This is a genomic window from Streptomyces sp. NPDC033136 (genome assembly GCF_055578235.1).
In genome coordinates this window covers 88,930-105,144 of the sequence record NZ_JBVIPD010000027.1, presented here as the reverse complement: position 1 = coordinate 105,144, position 16,215 = coordinate 88,930, and the positions used below count along the sequence as shown (strand labels likewise).

The 16,215-nt window shown below is 65.9% G+C and carries 28 protein-coding genes; all 28 read left to right on the top strand.

Features of this window, described 5'->3' with window-relative positions; genetic code table 11:
* Positions 1–34: 34 nt before the first annotated feature.
* Positions 35–1,024: a carbohydrate ABC transporter permease gene (locus ACZ5TL_RS34455; protein ID WP_468594719.1), complete on the top strand. Its 990-nt coding sequence runs from the start codon at positions 35–37 to the stop codon at positions 1,022–1,024.
* A gap of 2 nt (positions 1,025–1,026) precedes the next feature.
* Positions 1,027–1,863, top strand: coding sequence for a carbohydrate ABC transporter permease (locus ACZ5TL_RS34450; RefSeq protein ID WP_468594718.1), 837 nt, complete (start codon positions 1,027–1,029; stop codon positions 1,861–1,863).
* Positions 1,864–2,025: 162 nt separating this feature from the next.
* Complete coding sequence (locus ACZ5TL_RS34445; RefSeq protein ID WP_468594733.1) at positions 2,026–2,190, top strand: hypothetical protein; 165 nt, start codon at positions 2,026–2,028, stop codon at positions 2,188–2,190.
* A 107-nt stretch (positions 2,191–2,297) separates the two neighbouring features.
* Positions 2,298–3,239 (top strand): RHS repeat domain-containing protein, encoded by a 942-nt coding sequence (locus ACZ5TL_RS34440; RefSeq protein ID WP_468594717.1) that lies wholly within the window; start codon positions 2,298–2,300, stop codon positions 3,237–3,239.
* Complete coding sequence (locus ACZ5TL_RS34435; RefSeq protein WP_468594716.1) at positions 3,227–3,739, top strand: hypothetical protein; 513 nt, start codon at positions 3,227–3,229, stop codon at positions 3,737–3,739. The genes ACZ5TL_RS34440 and ACZ5TL_RS34435 overlap by 13 nt, the downstream gene beginning before the upstream one ends.
* A gap of 463 nt (positions 3,740–4,202) precedes the next feature.
* Positions 4,203–4,511 (top strand): 30S ribosomal protein S10, encoded by a 309-nt coding sequence (gene rpsJ, locus ACZ5TL_RS34430; protein WP_003948644.1) that lies wholly within the window; start codon positions 4,203–4,205, stop codon positions 4,509–4,511.
* A 17-nt stretch (positions 4,512–4,528) separates the two neighbouring features.
* Positions 4,529–5,173 carry a 50S ribosomal protein L3 gene (gene rplC, locus ACZ5TL_RS34425; protein ID WP_086601018.1) on the top strand — a complete coding sequence of 215 codons (645 nt, stop codon included), beginning with the start codon at positions 4,529–4,531 and terminating at the stop codon, positions 5,171–5,173.
* A 4-nt stretch (positions 5,174–5,177) separates the two neighbouring features.
* A complete protein-coding gene (gene rplD / locus ACZ5TL_RS34420; protein WP_468594715.1) occupies positions 5,178–5,846 on the top strand; it encodes a 50S ribosomal protein L4 in 669 nt (222 codons plus the stop codon).
* Positions 5,846–6,265, top strand: coding sequence for a 50S ribosomal protein L23 (rplW, locus tag ACZ5TL_RS34415; RefSeq protein ID WP_468594714.1), 420 nt, complete (start codon positions 5,846–5,848; stop codon positions 6,263–6,265). The genes rplD and rplW overlap by 1 nt, the downstream gene beginning before the upstream one ends.
* 38 nt (positions 6,266–6,303) lie before the next feature.
* Complete coding sequence (rplB, locus tag ACZ5TL_RS34410; protein ID WP_010036731.1) at positions 6,304–7,140, top strand: 50S ribosomal protein L2; 837 nt, start codon at positions 6,304–6,306, stop codon at positions 7,138–7,140.
* Between the two features lie 12 nt (positions 7,141–7,152).
* Positions 7,153–7,434: a 30S ribosomal protein S19 gene (gene rpsS, locus ACZ5TL_RS34405; protein ID WP_003992359.1), complete on the top strand. Its 282-nt coding sequence runs from the start codon at positions 7,153–7,155 to the stop codon at positions 7,432–7,434.
* Between the two features lie 44 nt (positions 7,435–7,478).
* The gene (gene rplV, locus ACZ5TL_RS34400) at positions 7,479–7,826 is read left to right on the top strand and encodes a 50S ribosomal protein L22 (RefSeq protein WP_006130776.1); all 348 of its coding nucleotides are present in this window, start codon (positions 7,479–7,481) and stop codon (positions 7,824–7,826) included.
* Entirely contained in the window at positions 7,826–8,653 is an 828-nt protein-coding gene (rpsC, locus tag ACZ5TL_RS34395) for a 30S ribosomal protein S3 (protein ID WP_037929573.1), read from the top strand. Before rplV ends, rpsC begins: the two co-directional genes overlap by 1 nt.
* A 5-nt stretch (positions 8,654–8,658) precedes the next feature.
* The gene (gene rplP / locus ACZ5TL_RS34390) at positions 8,659–9,078 is read left to right on the top strand and encodes a 50S ribosomal protein L16 (RefSeq protein WP_059424836.1); all 420 of its coding nucleotides are present in this window, start codon (positions 8,659–8,661) and stop codon (positions 9,076–9,078) included.
* Positions 9,078–9,302, top strand: a complete 225-nt coding sequence (gene rpmC, locus ACZ5TL_RS34385; protein ID WP_003974259.1) for a 50S ribosomal protein L29 — start codon at positions 9,078–9,080, stop codon at positions 9,300–9,302. Before rplP ends, rpmC begins: the two co-directional genes overlap by 1 nt.
* The gene (gene rpsQ, locus ACZ5TL_RS34380; protein ID WP_010036717.1) at positions 9,302–9,589 is read left to right on the top strand and encodes a 30S ribosomal protein S17; all 288 of its coding nucleotides are present in this window, start codon (positions 9,302–9,304) and stop codon (positions 9,587–9,589) included. The genes rpmC and rpsQ overlap by 1 nt, the downstream gene beginning before the upstream one ends.
* Before the next feature lie 102 nt (positions 9,590–9,691).
* A complete protein-coding gene (gene rplN / locus ACZ5TL_RS34375) occupies positions 9,692–10,060 on the top strand; it encodes a 50S ribosomal protein L14 (protein ID WP_041985720.1) in 369 nt (122 codons plus the stop codon).
* A 2-nt stretch (positions 10,061–10,062) separates the two neighbouring features.
* Positions 10,063–10,386 carry a 50S ribosomal protein L24 gene (gene rplX, locus ACZ5TL_RS34370; RefSeq protein ID WP_003992365.1) on the top strand — a complete coding sequence of 108 codons (324 nt, stop codon included), beginning with the start codon at positions 10,063–10,065 and terminating at the stop codon, positions 10,384–10,386.
* Positions 10,386–10,943: a 50S ribosomal protein L5 gene (gene rplE, locus ACZ5TL_RS34365; RefSeq protein ID WP_003992366.1), complete on the top strand. Its 558-nt coding sequence runs from the start codon at positions 10,386–10,388 to the stop codon at positions 10,941–10,943. The genes rplX and rplE overlap by 1 nt, the downstream gene beginning before the upstream one ends.
* Before the next feature lie 5 nt (positions 10,944–10,948).
* Positions 10,949–11,134, top strand: a complete 186-nt coding sequence (locus ACZ5TL_RS34360) for a type Z 30S ribosomal protein S14 (RefSeq protein ID WP_003948630.1) — start codon at positions 10,949–10,951, stop codon at positions 11,132–11,134.
* Positions 11,135–11,347: 213 nt separating this feature from the next.
* On the top strand, positions 11,348–11,746 hold the full coding sequence (rpsH, locus tag ACZ5TL_RS34355; protein ID WP_030839654.1) for a 30S ribosomal protein S8: 399 nt from the start codon (positions 11,348–11,350) through the stop codon (positions 11,744–11,746).
* A gap of 24 nt (positions 11,747–11,770) precedes the next feature.
* Positions 11,771–12,310 carry a 50S ribosomal protein L6 gene (rplF, locus tag ACZ5TL_RS34350; protein ID WP_030839651.1) on the top strand — a complete coding sequence of 180 codons (540 nt, stop codon included), beginning with the start codon at positions 11,771–11,773 and terminating at the stop codon, positions 12,308–12,310.
* Positions 12,311–12,313: 3 nt separating this feature from the next.
* A complete protein-coding gene (rplR, locus tag ACZ5TL_RS34345) occupies positions 12,314–12,697 on the top strand; it encodes a 50S ribosomal protein L18 (protein WP_003992369.1) in 384 nt (127 codons plus the stop codon).
* 41 nt (positions 12,698–12,738) lie between these two features.
* Positions 12,739–13,344 (top strand): 30S ribosomal protein S5, encoded by a 606-nt coding sequence (gene rpsE, locus ACZ5TL_RS34340; RefSeq protein ID WP_055622532.1) that lies wholly within the window; start codon positions 12,739–12,741, stop codon positions 13,342–13,344.
* Between the two features lie 2 nt (positions 13,345–13,346).
* Complete coding sequence (gene rpmD / locus ACZ5TL_RS34335; protein ID WP_003974250.1) at positions 13,347–13,529, top strand: 50S ribosomal protein L30; 183 nt, start codon at positions 13,347–13,349, stop codon at positions 13,527–13,529.
* A 2-nt stretch (positions 13,530–13,531) separates the two neighbouring features.
* Positions 13,532–13,987, top strand: coding sequence for a 50S ribosomal protein L15 (gene rplO, locus ACZ5TL_RS34330; RefSeq protein ID WP_053846784.1), 456 nt, complete (start codon positions 13,532–13,534; stop codon positions 13,985–13,987).
* Positions 13,988–14,230: 243 nt separating this feature from the next.
* The gene (gene secY / locus ACZ5TL_RS34325) at positions 14,231–15,544 is read left to right on the top strand and encodes a preprotein translocase subunit SecY (protein ID WP_468594713.1); all 1,314 of its coding nucleotides are present in this window, start codon (positions 14,231–14,233) and stop codon (positions 15,542–15,544) included.
* A complete protein-coding gene (locus tag ACZ5TL_RS34320; protein WP_468594712.1) occupies positions 15,544–16,206 on the top strand; it encodes an adenylate kinase in 663 nt (220 codons plus the stop codon). The genes secY and ACZ5TL_RS34320 overlap by 1 nt, the downstream gene beginning before the upstream one ends.
* Positions 16,207–16,215: the final 9 nt, after the last annotated feature.

The following is a 16,215-nucleotide window of genomic DNA, read 5'->3' as shown; positions in this document are numbered from 1 at the left end:
CCCGTCCCTCCCGGCCGGGAAGAGGACTCCTACCGTGACCACCGTGAACCCCGCACCCGCCACGCCCGCCGGGCGGGAGCCGTCCCCGCCACCGACCTCCGCCAAGCCCAAACGGTCCGGGTACCGGAACCGCGACTGGGTGCACGGACTGCTGATGTCCGCACCCGCCCTCGGCGGCCTCATCGCCTTCGTCGGCGTGCCGTTCGTCTACGCGGTCGTGCTCTCCTTCTACAACGTCCGGCTCGGCTCCCCGCTGGAGCCCACCTTCTTCGGCCTGGAACAGTACCGGCGCCTGTTCACCGACCCCGACCTGTCCGGCCCGTTCCTGCGGGCCCTGCTGAACAACCTGACCTTCGCCGCGGTCGTGGTCCCCGTGCAGACCGGCCTGGCACTGGCGCTGGCGATCCTGCTGAACCGCAAGCTGAAGGCCATCGGCCTGTTCAGGTCCCTGTTCTTCATGCCGGTCATCTTCCCCATGGCCCTGGTCGCCGTCATCTGGCGGCTCATCCTGGCCCGCAGCGGCGACGGCCTCCTCAACTCCGCACTCGACGCCGTGAGCTTCGGCAACTGGGGCGCCTTCGACTGGCTCGGCGACTCACTCACCGCCATGGCCTCGATCATCGTGCTGTCCATCTGGCAGGGCGTCGGCTTCCAGATGGTCATCCTCCTCGCCGGACTCCAGCAGATACCCGGCGAACTCTACGAGGCCGCCCAGCTCGACCGGGCCTCCCGCTGGCAGCAGTTCCGCCACGTCACCCTGCCCGGCATCCGCGGCACCCTCGTCTTCGTCGCCACGCTCACCTCGGTGCTGTCCTTCCGCGTCTTCGACCAGGTCTACATCCTCGTCAAGGGCGGCGGACTCGACGAGGGCGCCACCCGCACCGTGATGTACCAGGCCGTCACCACCGCCTTCGACCAGAACAACATCGGCCAGGCGTCCGCGATCACCGTCGTCTTCTTCCTGATCGTCGTCGCCCTGACCCTCATCCAGCGCCGCGTCGTCCGCACCGGCAACGAGGACTGACCATGACCCGCACACCCCTGCGCCGCTTCCTCGACTACGCCGTCCTGAGCGTGCTGGCCTTCATCTTCGTGCTGCCCGTCCTCTACCTGGTCCTCGGCAGCTTCAAGCCCTCCGACGAAGTGCTCAGCGGCCTGACCGGCTTCCTGCCCACCCACCTGTCCCTGGACAACTACAGCGCCGTCCTGAGTACCTTCAACTCCGACGCCACCGGCTACTTCTGGCGCTTCATGGGCATCTCGGTGCTGCTGTCGACCGTCGTGGTTTTCGGCGGCCTGATCATCAACTCCATGGCCGCGTACGGGCTTTCCCGACTGCGGTGGCGTGGCCAGGGCACCGTCTTCACTCTCGTCCTGCTGCTCATGATGGTCCCGTTCGAAGCGGTGGCCGTCCCGCTGTTCTACATGCTCAACGACCAGCGCAACACCATCTACATCCAGGCCCTCCCCTTCATCGCCAACGCCTTCTCCATCTACCAGTTCGCCACCTTCTTCCGCGCGATCCCGCCCAGCATCGAGGAAGCCGCCCGCATCGACGGCGCCGGCCCCTGGCGCACCTTCTTCGCGATCATCGTCCCGATGTCCAAGCCGGTGTACGCCTCGGTCGCGATCCTGACCTTCCTCATCCAGTGGAGCTCCTTCCTCTGGCCGGTCCTCATGGTCTCCGACCCCTCCGTACGCCCCCTGCCCCTGCAGATGAGCGTCTTCCAGGGCCAGCAGCCGGTGGACTGGGGCCAGGTCCTCGCCTTCGGCGTCCTGCTGGTCCTCCCCGTGCTGATCGTCTTCGCGTTCTTCCAGCGGTGGTTCGTCCAGGGCGTCGCGAGCTCGGCGGTCAAGGGCTGAACCTGTTTCACCAAGGGCTCGCTACTCGGGGAGCGGGAAACCGGTCGCGCGCAGGCACGCTCCGTGACGTGGGATCCCGCGCTCCATCGAATGCCTGTGCCCTGTAAGTTCACGTGTGCATACGGTTGTTGACGTGGATGTGCGCGTGACGGGGGTTGCGGTATGGCGGGTCACAGGCCGACGGACTGGCATGTCCTGGACTTGGACAAGGACCCGACCCCGGGCGACCCGCAGCGCGTGCGCACACTCGCGAAGCACTTGCACGACTTCGCCGACGATGTCTCCGACGCGTTGCGTCTGGTCAAGGGAACGCCGACGACCGGCTGACCACCCTCGTCACCCCGGACGGAACGATCTGGCGCTACACCTACGACCCCCTCGGACGCCGGATCTCCAAGGAGCACCTTGACTCGTCCGGAGAAGTCGTCGAGGCCGTGTTCTTCGTCTGGGACGGCACTCGGCTGGCGGAGGAAATACGCCACTCCGGGTCCGGTGACCGCATCACCGTCACCTGGGAGTACTCGCCCGACAGTCACCGCGCGATAGCCCAGAGCCGTCGTGAGTGGCTTCGTGATGTGCCGCAGGACGAGGTCGACCGAAGATTCCGGCTCATAGTGAGCGATCTCGCGGGAAGCCCGCTTGAAATGCTCTCGCCGGACGGCGGGACGACCTGGAAGAACAGGTCGCACTTGTGGGGCGCGCAAGGCGGTGCGCAGACAGCGGAAGAAGACTGCCGTCTTCGATTTCCCGGCCAGTATTTCGATGCCGAGAGTGAACTCCATTACAACTGCTTCCGCTATTACGATCCGTACTCGGCCCGATACATCTCGCCCGACCCGCTGGGGCTCACGGCCGGTCCCGATCACTACGCGTACGTGGTCAACCCCCTGGTCTGGTCCGACCCTCTGGGGCTCCAGTCCTGCCCCACCTTCAAGGGGCTCGCCTGGCTGACCGACAAGATGCTGAAGCGTCCCTCGTTCAGGTACCAGCGGGTCGTGTCCGGCGTGGACTACGAACAGATCTGGAAGCTCTCCGACGGCCGGGCCGTGCACATGGACGGCGGCCCCACGAACGGTTGGATCATGGAAGCCAAGTTCACCGGAGGGCGGGAGAGTGAGTGGGCCAAGTCCGCCTACAATCCCGAGAGCTCTCTCTATAACGAGAAGAAGATCACCGATCAGGCCGCCAAGCTTCTGCAAATGAATGAGGAGCTGGGCGGGAAGGGCGTGCGCTACGCAATTTCGAACGAGGCGGGCGCGGCCCATTTCCGAGAAGTGCTCGGAACTCATTTTCCGGAAGCGATGACAAATGGTACGCTGTCGGTCTTTCATGTGCCCGGCAATGGTATGAGCGGAATGAGTAAATGGTTGACGTAAGTGCGGAATTGGGTCAGCTGTCCGAACTCGACGAACTCACCGGCCCGGCGGCGGCCGCCGTTCTCGACGCCTCGGGCTGGGAGGGTGAACGCAGGAATCCGGCCAAGGAATGGGCGACGACGTGGCGTCGCGACGACGCGCACGCGTGGATCCAGGGCGACGGCCCCGTGGAGGTGGAGTTCACGCTCTGGTACCGGGAGGTCGAAGACGAATGGCCGGACCCGGACACCTACATCGACCAGTTGTACGGCGCGGCTTCCGCCGAGCTCCCTCGCGTTGTCGACCAGTTGGAATCCGGAGCGCTCGGGGCGCGACTCGAGACAGTCGACGAGGACCTGACGGGCGGGGCCGACTACATCGACCACATCGCGTGGCGGATTTCGGACAAGGTCCTCCTGGCCGGCGTCAAGCATGACGACACCGAGGCACCGGTTCAGCTGGTGGTCGTGGTGCGTGCATACGGCGCGGGCGAGGAGGATGAAGACGGGGAGTGGCTCTGACGCGCCCAGCGGGCATCCTGTGGCGGCTCCGAAGGGGGCGCCCGGCCTTGTGTTTGACCTACGTCACCCTCCGGGTATTCTCTCCGGCTCAATTGGCGTCGCCCCTGCCCCGTATGGCAGACTGTCCGAGTTGCTCGGTCGAGTGTTGATGCTGCGCGCCTCCCGCCGGGAGGACCGGAAGCGAGTCCCACAGTACTCGTCGTCCCAACTGCCACACGGCAGCGCTGGGGCGGACGTACGGGAATCTTTCGGGAAGCGTCAGTGCGGCACTGGCCAGGCACCCGGTGGCCTTCTAGGTCCCGGTCTGCGGTTCCGGAGGGGCCGTGCGCATTCCCTGCAGGGATGTTCGAACAAGGGACATCTGTGTCAGCGGAAGAGCGACACGCCCGACCGCGTGGGTCGGACAGAAGGGCTGGAACGCCGGGTTCCAGAGCGTTACGAGAGACAGGACTGCTGAGTAGCCATGGCGGGACAGAAGATCCGCATCCGGCTCAAGGCCTACGACCACGAGGTCATCGACTCCTCGGCGAAGAAGATCGTCGAGACGGTGACGCGTACTGGTGCGTCGGTCGCGGGCCCGGTGCCGCTGCCCACTGAGAAGAACGTGTACTGCGTCATCAAGTCGCCGCACAAGTACAAGGACTCGCGCGAGCACTTCGAGATGCGCACCCACAAGCGCCTGATCGACATCCTCGACCCCACCCCCAAGACCGTTGACTCTCTGATGCGACTCGACCTCCCGGCCGGTGTCGACATCGAGATCAAGCTCTGAGGCCGGTGATCTGAGAGATGGCTAAGCAGATCAAGGGCATCCTGGGCGAGAAGCTCGGTATGACGCAGGTGTGGGACGCGAACAACCGCGTCGTCCCCGTCACCGTCGTCAAGGCCGGGCCCAACGTCGTCACCCAGGTCCGTACGAACGATGTCGACGGCTACGAGTCCGTCCAGATCGCCTTCGGCGAGATCGACCCGCGCAAGGTGAACAAGCCCCTCAAGGGCCACTTCGCCAAGGCCGACGTCACTCCCCGTCGCCACCTCGTCGAGATCCGCACCGCGGACGCCTCCGAGTACACGCTGGGCCAGGAGATCACCGCTGAGGTGTTCGAGGCCGGCGTGAAGGTCGACGTGACCGGCAAGAGCAAGGGCAAGGGCTTCGCCGGTGTCATGAAGCGTCACAACTTCAAGGGCCTCGGCGCCGGACACGGCACCCAGCGCAAGCACCGCTCTCCCGGTTCCATCGGTGGCTGCGCCACCCCGGGCCGTGTGTTCAAGGGCCTCCGCATGGCGGGTCGCATGGGCAACGAGCGGGTCACCACCCAGAACCTGACCGTCCACGCCGTTGACGCGGAGAAGGGTCTGCTGCTCATCAAGGGCGCGGTTCCCGGTCCGAACGGCGGCCTCGTCCTGGTCCGCACCGCGGCCAAGGGGGCCTGAGGTAATGAGCACTGTTGACATCCTTTCGCCGGCGGGCGACAAGGCCGGTTCCGTCGAGCTCCCCGCGGAGATCTTCGACGTCGAGAAGGTCAGCATTCCGCTGATCCACCAGGTCGTCGTCGCACAGCTGGCCGCTGCCCGCCAGGGCACGCACAAGACCAAGACCCGTGGCGAGGTCCGCGGCGGTGGCAAGAAGCCGTACCGCCAGAAGGGCACCGGTCGCGCCCGTCAGGGTTCGACCCGCGCGCCGCAGTTCGCCGGCGGTGGCGTCGTCCACGGCCCGCAGCCGCGTGACTACTCGCAGCGGACCCCGAAGAAGATGAAGGCTGCCGCTCTGCGTCACGCCCTCACCGACCGGGCCCGCCACAACCGCATCCACGTCGTCTCCGGCGTGGTCGAGGGCGAGACCCCGTCCACCAAGGCCGCCAAGAGCCTGTTCGGCAAGATCAGCGAGCGCAAGAACCTGCTCCTGGTCGTCGACCGCGCCGACGAGGCCGCGTGGCTGTCCGCCCGCAACCTGCCCCAGGTCCACATCCTGGAGCCGGGCCAGCTGAACACGTACGACGTTCTCGTCTCGGACGACGTGGTCTTCACCAAGGCCGCCTTCGAGTCCTTCGTGTCCGGCACGCCTAGTGCCGAGCGGATCAATGACACCGAAGGGAGCGAGGTCTGATGGCTATCCGTCACCCCGCAATCGCCTCCAAGGCGGCGAAGAAGGCCAAGGCCGCGCGCGTCGCCAAGGCGCGCCGTCACGCCGCCGAGGGCAAGAACACGGTCGAGACCCCGCAGAGCAAGTCCTTCACGGACCCCCGTGACGTGCTGCTCAAGCCGGTCGTCTCCGAGAAGAGCTATGCGCTCCTCGACGAGGGCAAGTACACGTTCATCGTCGCCCCGAGCGCCAACAAGACCCAGATCAAGCAGGCCGTCCAGGCGGTCTTCTCGGTCAAGGTCACCGGGGTCAACACGATCAACCGCCAGGGCAAGCGCAAGCGGACCCGCACGGGCTTCGGCCAGCGTGCGTCCACCAAGCGCGCGATCGTGACCCTCGCCGAGGGCGACCGTATCGACATCTTCGGCGGTCCGACCGCGTAAGCGGGTCGGATCGTCCGATATCGGACGAGGACTGAGAAATGGGAATCCGCAAGTACAAGCCGACTACGCCGGGCCGTCGTGGTTCCAGCGTCGCCGACTTCGTCGAGGTCACGCGGTCCACGCCGGAGAAGTCGTTGGTCCGCCCCCTGCACAGCAAGGGTGGCCGTAACAACTCCGGTCGTGTGACCGTCCGCCACCAGGGTGGTGGCCACAAGCGCGCCTACCGAGTGATCGACTTCCGTCGTCACGACAAGGACGGCGTGCCGGCGAAGGTCGCGCACATCGAGTACGACCCCAACCGCACCGCGCGCATCGCGCTCCTGCACTACGCGGACGGCGAGAAGCGCTACATCCTCGCGCCGCGTGGCCTGAGCCAGGGCGACCGCGTCGAGAACGGTCCCGGGGCCGACATCAAGCCGGGCAACAACCTTGCCCTGCGCAACATCCCGGTCGGTACCACGCTGCACGCCATCGAGCTGCGTCCGGGCGGCGGCGCGAAGTTCGCCCGCTCCGCCGGCGCCTCCGTGCAGCTGCTCGCGAAGGAGGGCTCCATGGCCCACCTGCGCATGCCGTCCGGTGAGATCCGCCTGGTCGACGTCCGCTGCCGCGCCACTGTGGGCGAGGTCGGCAACGCCGAGCAGAGCAACATCAACTGGGGTAAGGCGGGCCGTAAGCGCTGGCTGGGCGTTCGCCCGACCGTGCGTGGTGTGGTCATGAACCCGGTGGACCACCCGCACGGTGGTGGCGAAGGCCGTACCTCGGGTGGTCGCCACCCGGTGTCCCCCTGGGGCAAGAAGGAAGGCCGTACTCGTTCGCCCAAGAAGGCGTCGAACAAGTACATCGTCCGCCGCCGCAAGACGAACAAGAAGCGCTAAGGACGGGTTGAGATGCCTCGTAGCTTGAAGAAGGGGCCCTTCGTCGACGACCACCTGATCAAGAAGGTGGACGCCCAGAACGAAGCCGGCACCAAGAACGTCATCAAGACCTGGTCCCGTCGCTCGATGATCGTGCCGGCCATGCTCGGCCACACGCTCGCGGTGCACAACGGCAAGACCCACATCCCGGTGTTTGTCACCGAGTCGATGGTCGGCCACAAGCTCGGCGAGTTCTCGCCGACCCGCACCTTCCGGGGCCACGTCAAGGACGACCGGAAGTCGAAGCGCCGCTAGTCGGCGGGGTGCAATCGACCATGACAGACACTGAAGGGACAACCATGGAAGCCAGGGCCCAGGCGCGGTACATCCGCGTCACGCCCATGAAGGCCCGCCGCGTGGTGGACCTCATCCGTGGCATGGATGCCACGGAGGCTCAGGCGGTCCTGCGTTTCGCCCCGCAGGCCGCGAGCGTGCCGGTCGGCAAGGTGCTGGACAGCGCCATCGCCAACGCCGCGCACAACTACGACCACACCGATGTCGACAGCCTCTTCATTTCCGAGGCCTACGTCGACGAGGGCCCGACCCTGAAGCGGTTCCGGCCGCGCGCCCAGGGCCGTGCCTACCGGATCCGCAAGCGGACCAGCCACATCACCGTGGTCGTCAGCAGCAAGGAAGGAACCCGGTAATGGGCCAGAAGGTAAACCCGCACGGGTTCCGGCTCGGTGTCACGACCGACTTCAAGTCGCGTTGGTACGCCGACAAGCTGTACAAGGACTACGTCAAGGAAGACGTCGCCATCCGTCGGATGATGACGTCCGGCATGGAGCGCGCCGGCATCTCCAAGGTCGAGATCGAGCGCACCCGTGACCGTGTGCGTGTGGACATCCACACCGCGCGTCCGGGCATCGTGATCGGCCGCCGCGGCGCCGAGGCCGACCGCATCCGCGGTGACCTCGAGAAGCTCACCGGCAAGCAGGTCCAGCTGAACATCCTCGAGGTCAAGAGCCCCGAGACGGACGCTCAGCTGGTTGCCCAGGCCGTCGCCGAGCAGCTCTCCTCCCGCGTCTCCTTCCGTCGCGCCATGCGTAAGAGCATGCAGGGCACGATGAAGGCCGGCGCCAAGGGCATCAAGATCCAGTGCGGTGGCCGCCTCGGTGGCGCCGAGATGTCCCGCTCGGAGTTCTACCGCGAGGGCCGTGTGCCCCTGCACACGCTCCGCGCGAACGTGGACTACGGCTTCTTCGAGGCCAAGACGACCTTCGGCCGCATCGGTGTGAAGGTCTGGATCTACAAGGGCGACGTCAAGAACATCGCCGAGGTCCGCGCCGAGAACGCCGCCGCCCGTGCGGGTAACCGCCCGGCCCGTGGTGGCGCTGACCGCCCGGCCCGTGGTGGCCGTGGTGGCGAGCGTGGCGGGCGCGGTCGTAAGCCGCAGCAGGCTCCGGCTGCCGAGGCCCCCAAGGCCGAGGCTCCCGCCGCCGCTCCGGCTGAGAGCACCGGAACGGAGGCCTGACCGACATGCTGATCCCCCGTAGGGTCAAGCACCGCAAGCAGCACCACCCCAAGCGCAGCGGCATGTCCAAGGGTGGCACGCAGGTTGCGTTCGGCGAGTACGGCATCCAGGCGCTGACCCCGGCCTATGTGACGAACCGCCAGATCGAGGCCGCTCGTATCGCCATGACGCGTCACATCAAGCGTGGTGGCAAGGTCTGGATCAACATCTACCCGGACCGCCCCCTCACCAAGAAGCCGGCCGAGACCCGCATGGGTTCCGGTAAGGGTTCGCCGGAGTGGTGGGTGGCCAACGTCAAGCCCGGACGCGTGATGTTCGAGCTGTCGTACCCCAACGAGAAGATCGCGCGCGAGGCCCTGACCCGTGCGGCTCACAAGCTGCCGATGAAGTGCAAGATCGTCAAGCGCGAGGCAGGTGAAGCGTGATGTCGGCCGGTACCAAGGCGTCGGAGCTGCGCGAGCTGGGCAACGAGGAGCTTCTGGCGAAGCTCCGCGAGGCCAAGGAAGAGCTGTTCAACCTCCGCTTCCAGGCGGCGACGGGTCAGCTCGAGAACCACGGTCGGCTCAAGGCCGTCCGCAAGGACATCGCGCGGATCTACACCCTGATGCGTGAGCGCGAGCTGGGCATCGAGACGGTGGAGAGTGCCTGATGAGCGAGAGCAACGTGACTGAAGAGACCAAGACGGACCGCGGTTTCCGCAAGACCCGTGAGGGTCTGGTCGTCAGCGACAAGATGGACAAGACCGTCGTCGTCGCCGTCGAGGACCGCGTCAAGCACGCGCTGTACGGCAAGGTCATCCGCCGTACGAACAAGCTCAAGGCCCACGACGAGCAGAACGCCGCGGGTGTCGGCGACCGCGTCCTCCTCATGGAGACCCGGCCGCTGTCCGCGACCAAGCGCTGGCGCGTCGTCGAGATCCTCGAGAAGGCCAAGTAATCCCTCCTAGGGGGACCCCCTAGGCACCGTTCCGCCAGGCTCGGGGTGGGTGTGCAACTGTCGCACCCGCCCCGGGAACCGGCAGACAATCAGGAGATAGACGTGATCCAGCAGGAGTCGCGACTGCGTGTCGCCGACAACACTGGTGCTAAGGAGATCCTTTGCATCCGTGTGCTCGGTGGCTCTGGTCGCCGCTACGCGGGTGTCGGTGACGTCATCGTCGCCACCGTCAAGGACGCGATCCCCGGTGGCAACGTGAAGAAGGGTGACGTCGTCAAGGCGGTCATCGTTCGCACCGTCAAGGAGCGCCGCCGTCCGGACGGCTCGTACATCCGCTTCGACGAGAACGCCGCCGTCATTCTCAAGAACGACGGCGACCCTCGTGGCACCCGTATCTTCGGCCCGGTCGGCCGTGAGCTGCGCGAGAAGAAGTTCATGAAGATCATCTCCCTCGCGCCGGAGGTGCTGTGAGCATGAAGATCAAGAAGGGCGACCTGGTCCAGGTCATCACCGGCAAGGACAAGGGCAAGCAGGGCAAGGTCATCGCGGCCTTCCCCCGCGAGGACCGCGTCCTGGTCGAGGGTGTCAACCGGGTCAAGAAGCACACCAAGGCCGGTCCGACGGCTCGCGGTTCGCAGGCCGGCGGCATCGTCACCACCGAGGCGCCGATCCACGTCTCCAACGTCCAGCTGGTCGTGGAGAAGGACGGCAACAAGGTCGTGACCCGCGTCGGTTACCGCTTCGACGACGAAGGCAACAAGATCCGCGTTGCCAAGCGGACGGGTGAGGACATCTGATGACGACCACCACCAGCCCGCGTCTGAAGCAGAAGTACCGTGAGGAGATCACGGGCAAGCTGCGTGACGAGTTCAAGTACGAGAACGTCATGCAGATCCCCGGTCTCGTCAAGATCGTGGTCAACATGGGTGTGGGTGACGCCGCCCGCGACTCCAAGCTGATCGAGGGTGCCATCAAGGACCTCACCACGATCACCGGTCAGAAGCCGGCCGTCACCAAGGCCCGCAAGTCCATCGCGCAGTTCAAGCTGCGTGAGGGCCAGCCGATCGGTGCCCACGTCACGCTCCGTGGCGACCGCATGTGGGAGTTCCTGGACCGCACCCTGTCGCTCGCGCTGCCGCGCATCCGCGACTTCCGCGGCCTGTCCCCCAAGCAGTTCGACGGCCGTGGCAACTACACCTTCGGTCTCACGGAGCAGGTCATGTTCCACGAGATCGACCAGGACAAGATCGACCGCACCCGGGGTATGGACATCACCGTGGTGACCACGGCGACCAACGACGCTGAGGGCCGCGCGCTCCTTCGTCACCTCGGCTTCCCCTTCAAGGAGGCGTGAGCGAGATGGCGAAGAAGGCTCTGATCGCTAAGGCTGCTCGCAAGCCCAAGTTCGGTGTGCGTGGCTACACCCGCTGCCAGCGCTGCGGCCGCCCGCACTCCGTGTACCGCAAGTTCGGCCTCTGCCGCGTGTGCCTTCGTGAGATGGCTCACCGTGGCGAGCTGCCGGGCGTGACCAAGAGCTCCTGGTAATCCCCCTAACAAGGGATTCGCAGGGCTCTCGGTAAGCATCTGGGGCGGCAGGACGTCCAGCTCACATGCCTTAGGCTTGTGGGGTTGGGCGTCTGCCGCCGCCCTTACGACTTACTACGCCGTAGGTCCACCGCGCCGCACCCGTCCCGTCTCGGATCGGGGAGAGGGATGGCGCACCAGGAAACCCCGGCGAGAGAGGCCGAAGGCCAATTCATGACCATGACTGATCCGATCGCAGACATGCTGACCCGTCTGCGGAACGCGAACTCGGCATACCACGACTCCGTGACGATGCCGGCATCGAAGATCAAGTCGCACATCGCGGAGATCCTCCAGCAGGAGGGCTTCATCACGGGCTGGAAGGTCGAGGACGCCGAGGTCGGCAAGAACCTCGTCCTGGAGCTGAAGTTCGGCCCCAACCGTGAGCGCTCCATCGCGGGCATCAAGCGGATCTCCAAGCCCGGTCTCCGGGTGTACGCGAAGTCCACCAACCTGCCGAAGGTTCTGGGCGGCCTGGGCGTGGCCATCATCTCCACGTCGCACGGGCTCCTGACCGACAAGCAGGCGCAGAAGAAGGGCGTGGGTGGGGAAGTCCTCGCCTACGTCTGGTAATTCGGGAACGGAGGAGAGACAGCAATGTCGCGTATCGGCAAGCTCCCCATCCCGGTTCCCGCCGGCGTGGACGTCACCATCGACGGCCGTACGGTCGCGGTCAAGGGCCCCAAGGGCGAACTGACCCACACCGTCATCGCGCCGATCGACATCGCCAAGGCCGAGGACGGCACCCTTCAGGTGCTCCGGCCCAACGACGAGCGGCAGAGCAAGGCCCTGCACGGCCTGTCCCGCACGCTGGTGGCGAACATGATCACCGGTGTGACCACGGGATACGTCAAGAAGCTCGAAATCAGCGGTGTCGGTTACCGTGTCGTGGCCAAGGGCTCCAACCTGGAGTTCTCCCTGGGCTACAGCCACCCGATCCTGGTCGAGGCCCCCGAGGGCATCACCTTCAAGGTGGAGTCCCCGACCCGTTTCTCGGTCGAGGGCATCGACAAGCAGAAGGTCGGCGAGGTTGCGGCCAATATCCGCAAGCTGCGCAAGCCCGACCCGTACAAGGCCAAGGGCGTCAAGTACGAGGGCGAAGTCATCCGCCGCAAGGTCGGAAAGGCGGGTAAGTAAGCCATGGCATACGGACAGAAGATCCTTAAGGGCGACGCCTACAAGCGCGCCGCGATCAAGCGCCGCCACATCCGGATCCGTAAGCACATCAACGGTACGGCGGAGCGTCCGCGTCTGGTCGTTACCCGCTCGAACCGCCACATCGTGGCCCAGGTGATCGACGACATCAAGGGTCACACCCTTGCGTCGGCGTCCACCCTGGACAGCTCGATCCGCGGCGGCGAGGGCGACAAGTCCGCGCAGGCCAAGCAGGTCGGCGCCCTGGTCGCCGAGCGCGCCAAGGCCGCCGGTGTCGAGGCCGTCGTGTTCGACCGTGGTGGTAACCAGTACGCGGGGCGCATCGCCGCCCTGGCGGACGCCGCCCGCGAGGCCGGACTCAAGTTCTGAGTCGGTTCCGTAGCTAGCGGAAACAGAGAGAGGTAATTCCAATGGCTGGACCCCAGCGCCGCGGTGGCGGTGCCGGTGGCGGCGAGCGGCGGGACCGGAAGGGTCGCGACGGTGGCAACGCCGCCGCCGAGAAGACCGCGTACGTTGAGCGCGTTGTCGCGATCAACCGCGTCGCCAAGGTTGTGAAGGGTGGTCGTCGCTTCAGCTTCACCGCGCTGGTCGTGGTGGGCGACGGTGACGGCACCGTGGGTGTCGGATACGGCAAGGCCAAGGAGGTGCCGGCCGCCATCGCCAAGGGTGTTGAGGAGGCCAAGAAGCACTTCTTCAAGGTCCCCCGGATCCAGGGCACCATCCCGCACCCCATCCAGGGTGAGAAGGCTGCCGGCGTCGTGCTGCTCAAGCCCGCGTCGCCCGGTACCGGTGTGATCGCCGGTGGACCGGTGCGTGCCGTGCTCGAGTGCGCCGGTATCCACGACGTGCTGTCGAAGTCGCTCGGCTCCGACAACGCCATCAACATCGTGCACGCGACCGTGGAGGCCCTGAAGGGCCTGCAGCGTCCCGAGGAGATCGCGGCCCGCCGTGGTCTGCCGCTCGAGGACGTCGCCCCCGCGGCTCTTCTCCGTGCGCGTGCCGGGGCGGGTGCGTAATCATGGCGCAGCTCAAGATTACGCAGGTCAAGTCCTACATCGGCAGCAAGCAGAACCACCGTGACACCCTGCGCTCCCTTGGTCTCAAGGGCATCAACACGCAGGTCGTCAAGGAGGACCGCCCCGAGTTCCGCGGCATGGTGCACACCGTCCGCCACCTCGTGACGGTCGAGGAGGTCGACTGATCATGGCGGAGAACAACCCGCTCAAGATCCACAACCTCCGTCCCGCCCCGGGCGCCAAGACCGCCAAGACCCGTGTGGGTCGTGGTGAGGCGTCGAAGGGTAAGACGGCCGGTCGTGGTACGAAGGGCACGAAGGCCCGCTACCAGGTTCCGGAGCGCTTCGAGGGTGGCCAGATGCCCCTCCACATGCGTCTCCCGAAGCTGAAGGGCTTCAAGAACCCGTTCAAGACCGAGTACCAGGTCGTGAACCTCGACAAGCTGGCCTCGCTCTACCCCGAGGGTGGCGAGGTCACCGTCGAGGGGCTGGTGGCCAAGGGGGCCGTTCGCAAGAACAGCCTCGTCAAGGTCCTCGGCCAGGGCGAGATCTCCGTGGCGCTGCAGGTGACGGTCGACGCCGTCTCCGGCTCCGCCAAGGAGAAGATCACCGCCGCCGGCGGTACCGTCACCGAGCTCGTCTGAACTCGACAGGCGTCTCGATGACCTGAGCGATCCCGACCGGGGATACCCCACATATGGGGTATCCCCGGTTGGTCGTTCCTAGGGCGGCAGTCTCGCCGGTAAGGTGGCCTGCACTGCCCACTTTCACAGGGTGCTTCACTTCGGGCACTCTGAGCGGCAGTTGACCGTTACCTATGTCGTTGTTCCATTGGACTCTCAAGACGTCACCCTTGACGCAGTTGCGCGGGGGTCGCAGGAGGCACCGTGCTCACCGCGTTCGCCCGGGCGTTCAAGACGCCCGACCTGCGCAAGAAGCTGCTCTTCACGCTCTTCATCATCGTGGTCTACCGGGTGGGTACGCACGTCCCGATCCCGGGCGTCGACTACCGGAACGTCCAGACCTGCATCGACCAAGCCGAGGCGAACCAAGGCCTCTTCGGTCTGGTCAACATGTTCAGCGGCGGCGCGCTGCTGCAGATCACGATCTTCGCACTGGGCATCATGCCGTACATCACGGCGAGCATCATTCTGCAGCTGCTGACCGTGGTGATCCCGCGTCTGGAAGCCCTGAAGAAGGAGGGCCAGGCCGGTACGGCGAAGATCACCCAGTACACCCGGTACCTGACGATCGCCCTCGCCATCCTCCAGGGCACCGGCCTCGTCGCCACCGCCCGCAGCGGCGCCCTGTTCCAGAACTGCCCGGTGGCCAGCCAGATCGTCCCTGACCAGTCGATCTTCGTCACCGTCACCATGGTCATCACCATGACCGCCGGTACGGCGACCGTGATGTGGCTCGGCGAGCTCATCACCGACCGCGGCATCGGCAACGGCATGTCGATCCTGATGTTCATCTCGATCGCCGCCACCTTCCCGTCCGCCCTGTGGGCCATCAAGTCGCAGGGCTCCCTGGCCGGCGGCTGGATCGAGTTCGGCACCGTCATCGCGGTCGGTCTCGTCGTGATCGGCCTGGTGGTCTTCGTCGAGCAGGCCCAGCGCCGCATCCCGGTCCAGTACGCGAAGCGCATGATCGGCCGCCGGTCCTACGGCGGTACGTCGACGTACATTCCGCTGAAGGTCAACCAGGCCGGCATCATCCCTGTGATCTTCGCCTCGTCGCTGCTCTACATCCCGGCGCTGATCGCGCAGTTCGCCGGTGGAAACTCCGGCTGGAAGATCTGGATCGAGAAGAATCTCGCGCTTCCGAGCGCCCCGATGCACATCGTCCTCTACTTCCTCCTGATCATTTTCTTCGCCTTCTTCTACGTGGCCATCTCCTTCAACCCCGAAGAAGTCGCCGACAACATGAAGAAGTATGGTGGCTTCATCCCGGGCATCCGGGCTGGCCGACCGACCGCTGAGTACCTGTCGTACGTGCTCAACCGGATCACCTGGCCGGGTTCGCTGTACTTGGGGCTGATCGCTCTCGTGCCGACGATGGCGTTGGCTGGTTTCGGGGCAGACCAGAACTTCCCGTTCGGCGGGACCAGCATCCTGATCATCGTGGGTGTCGGTCTCGAGACGGTGAAGCAGATCGAGAGCCAGCTCCAGCAGCGCAATTACGAAGGGTTCCTCCGCTGATGCGTATCGTCCTCGTCGGGCCGCCGGGTGCCGGTAAGGGAACGCAGGCCGCGTTCCTGGCCAAGAACCTGTCGATCCCGCACATCTCCACGGGCGACCTGTTCCGGGCCAACATCAGCCGGCAGACGGAACTCGGCAAACTGGCGAAGTCCTACATGGACGCGGGCAATCTGGTGCCCGACGAGGTCACCATCGCGATGGCGAAGGACCGCATGGAGCAGCCGGACGCCGAGAACGGTTTCCTGCTGGACGGCTTCCCCCGCAACGTCTCCCAGGCCGAGGCGCTCGACGAGCTGCTCGAGACCGAGAGCATGCAGCTCGACGCGGTGCTGGACCTGGAGGTCCCCGAGGACGAGGTGGTCAAGCGGATCGCCGGCCGCCGTGTCTGCCGCAACGAGTCGGCGCACGTGTTCCACGTGACGTACAAGCCGCCGGCCAAGGAGGGCGTCTGCGACGTCTGCGGCGGCGAGCTCTACCAGCGCGACGACGACTCCGAGGAGACCGTCCGCAAGCGGCTGGAGGTCTACCACACCCAGACCGAGCCGATCATCGACTACTACAAGGCCCAGGGCCTGGTGGTCACGATCTCGGCGCTCGGCAAGGTGGAGGACGTCACGACCCGCGCCATGGAGGCGCTGAAGCGTGGCGAGGACGACAAGTAGTCGTCCGTA

What these genes read in the sequence shown, in the direction of transcription:
- ACZ5TL_RS34450 (WP_468594718.1), top strand. Translation starts at nt 1,027, where the DNA reads ATGACCCGCACACCCCTGCGCCGCTTCCTCGACTACGCCGTCCTGAGC.
- ACZ5TL_RS34445 (WP_468594733.1), top strand. Translation starts at nt 2,026, where the DNA reads ATGGCGGGTCACAGGCCGACGGACTGGCATGTCCTGGACTTGGACAAG.
- ACZ5TL_RS34435 (WP_468594716.1), top strand. Translation starts at nt 3,227, where the DNA reads ATGGTTGACGTAAGTGCGGAATTGGGTCAGCTGTCCGAACTCGACGAA.
- rpsJ (WP_003948644.1), top strand. Translation starts at nt 4,203, where the DNA reads ATGGCGGGACAGAAGATCCGCATCCGGCTCAAGGCCTACGACCACGAG.
- rplC (WP_086601018.1), top strand. Translation starts at nt 4,529, where the DNA reads ATGGCTAAGCAGATCAAGGGCATCCTGGGCGAGAAGCTCGGTATGACG.
- rplD (WP_468594715.1), top strand. Translation starts at nt 5,178, where the DNA reads ATGAGCACTGTTGACATCCTTTCGCCGGCGGGCGACAAGGCCGGTTCC.
- rplW (WP_468594714.1), top strand. Translation starts at nt 5,846, where the DNA reads ATGGCTATCCGTCACCCCGCAATCGCCTCCAAGGCGGCGAAGAAGGCC.
- rplB (WP_010036731.1), top strand. Translation starts at nt 6,304, where the DNA reads ATGGGAATCCGCAAGTACAAGCCGACTACGCCGGGCCGTCGTGGTTCC.
- rpsS (WP_003992359.1), top strand. Translation starts at nt 7,153, where the DNA reads ATGCCTCGTAGCTTGAAGAAGGGGCCCTTCGTCGACGACCACCTGATC.
- rplV (WP_006130776.1), top strand. Translation starts at nt 7,479, where the DNA reads ATGGAAGCCAGGGCCCAGGCGCGGTACATCCGCGTCACGCCCATGAAG.
- rpsC (WP_037929573.1), top strand. Translation starts at nt 7,826, where the DNA reads ATGGGCCAGAAGGTAAACCCGCACGGGTTCCGGCTCGGTGTCACGACC.
- rplP (WP_059424836.1), top strand. Translation starts at nt 8,659, where the DNA reads ATGCTGATCCCCCGTAGGGTCAAGCACCGCAAGCAGCACCACCCCAAG.
- rpmC (WP_003974259.1), top strand. Translation starts at nt 9,078, where the DNA reads ATGTCGGCCGGTACCAAGGCGTCGGAGCTGCGCGAGCTGGGCAACGAG.
- rpsQ (WP_010036717.1), top strand. Translation starts at nt 9,302, where the DNA reads ATGAGCGAGAGCAACGTGACTGAAGAGACCAAGACGGACCGCGGTTTC.
- rplX (WP_003992365.1), top strand. Translation starts at nt 10,063, where the DNA reads ATGAAGATCAAGAAGGGCGACCTGGTCCAGGTCATCACCGGCAAGGAC.
- rplE (WP_003992366.1), top strand. Translation starts at nt 10,386, where the DNA reads ATGACGACCACCACCAGCCCGCGTCTGAAGCAGAAGTACCGTGAGGAG.
- ACZ5TL_RS34360 (WP_003948630.1), top strand. Translation starts at nt 10,949, where the DNA reads ATGGCGAAGAAGGCTCTGATCGCTAAGGCTGCTCGCAAGCCCAAGTTC.
- rpsH (WP_030839654.1), top strand. Translation starts at nt 11,348, where the DNA reads ATGACCATGACTGATCCGATCGCAGACATGCTGACCCGTCTGCGGAAC.
- rplF (WP_030839651.1), top strand. Translation starts at nt 11,771, where the DNA reads ATGTCGCGTATCGGCAAGCTCCCCATCCCGGTTCCCGCCGGCGTGGAC.
- rplR (WP_003992369.1), top strand. Translation starts at nt 12,314, where the DNA reads ATGGCATACGGACAGAAGATCCTTAAGGGCGACGCCTACAAGCGCGCC.
- rpsE (WP_055622532.1), top strand. Translation starts at nt 12,739, where the DNA reads ATGGCTGGACCCCAGCGCCGCGGTGGCGGTGCCGGTGGCGGCGAGCGG.
- rpmD (WP_003974250.1), top strand. Translation starts at nt 13,347, where the DNA reads ATGGCGCAGCTCAAGATTACGCAGGTCAAGTCCTACATCGGCAGCAAG.
- rplO (WP_053846784.1), top strand. Translation starts at nt 13,532, where the DNA reads ATGGCGGAGAACAACCCGCTCAAGATCCACAACCTCCGTCCCGCCCCG.
- ACZ5TL_RS34320 (WP_468594712.1), top strand. Translation starts at nt 15,544, where the DNA reads ATGCGTATCGTCCTCGTCGGGCCGCCGGGTGCCGGTAAGGGAACGCAG.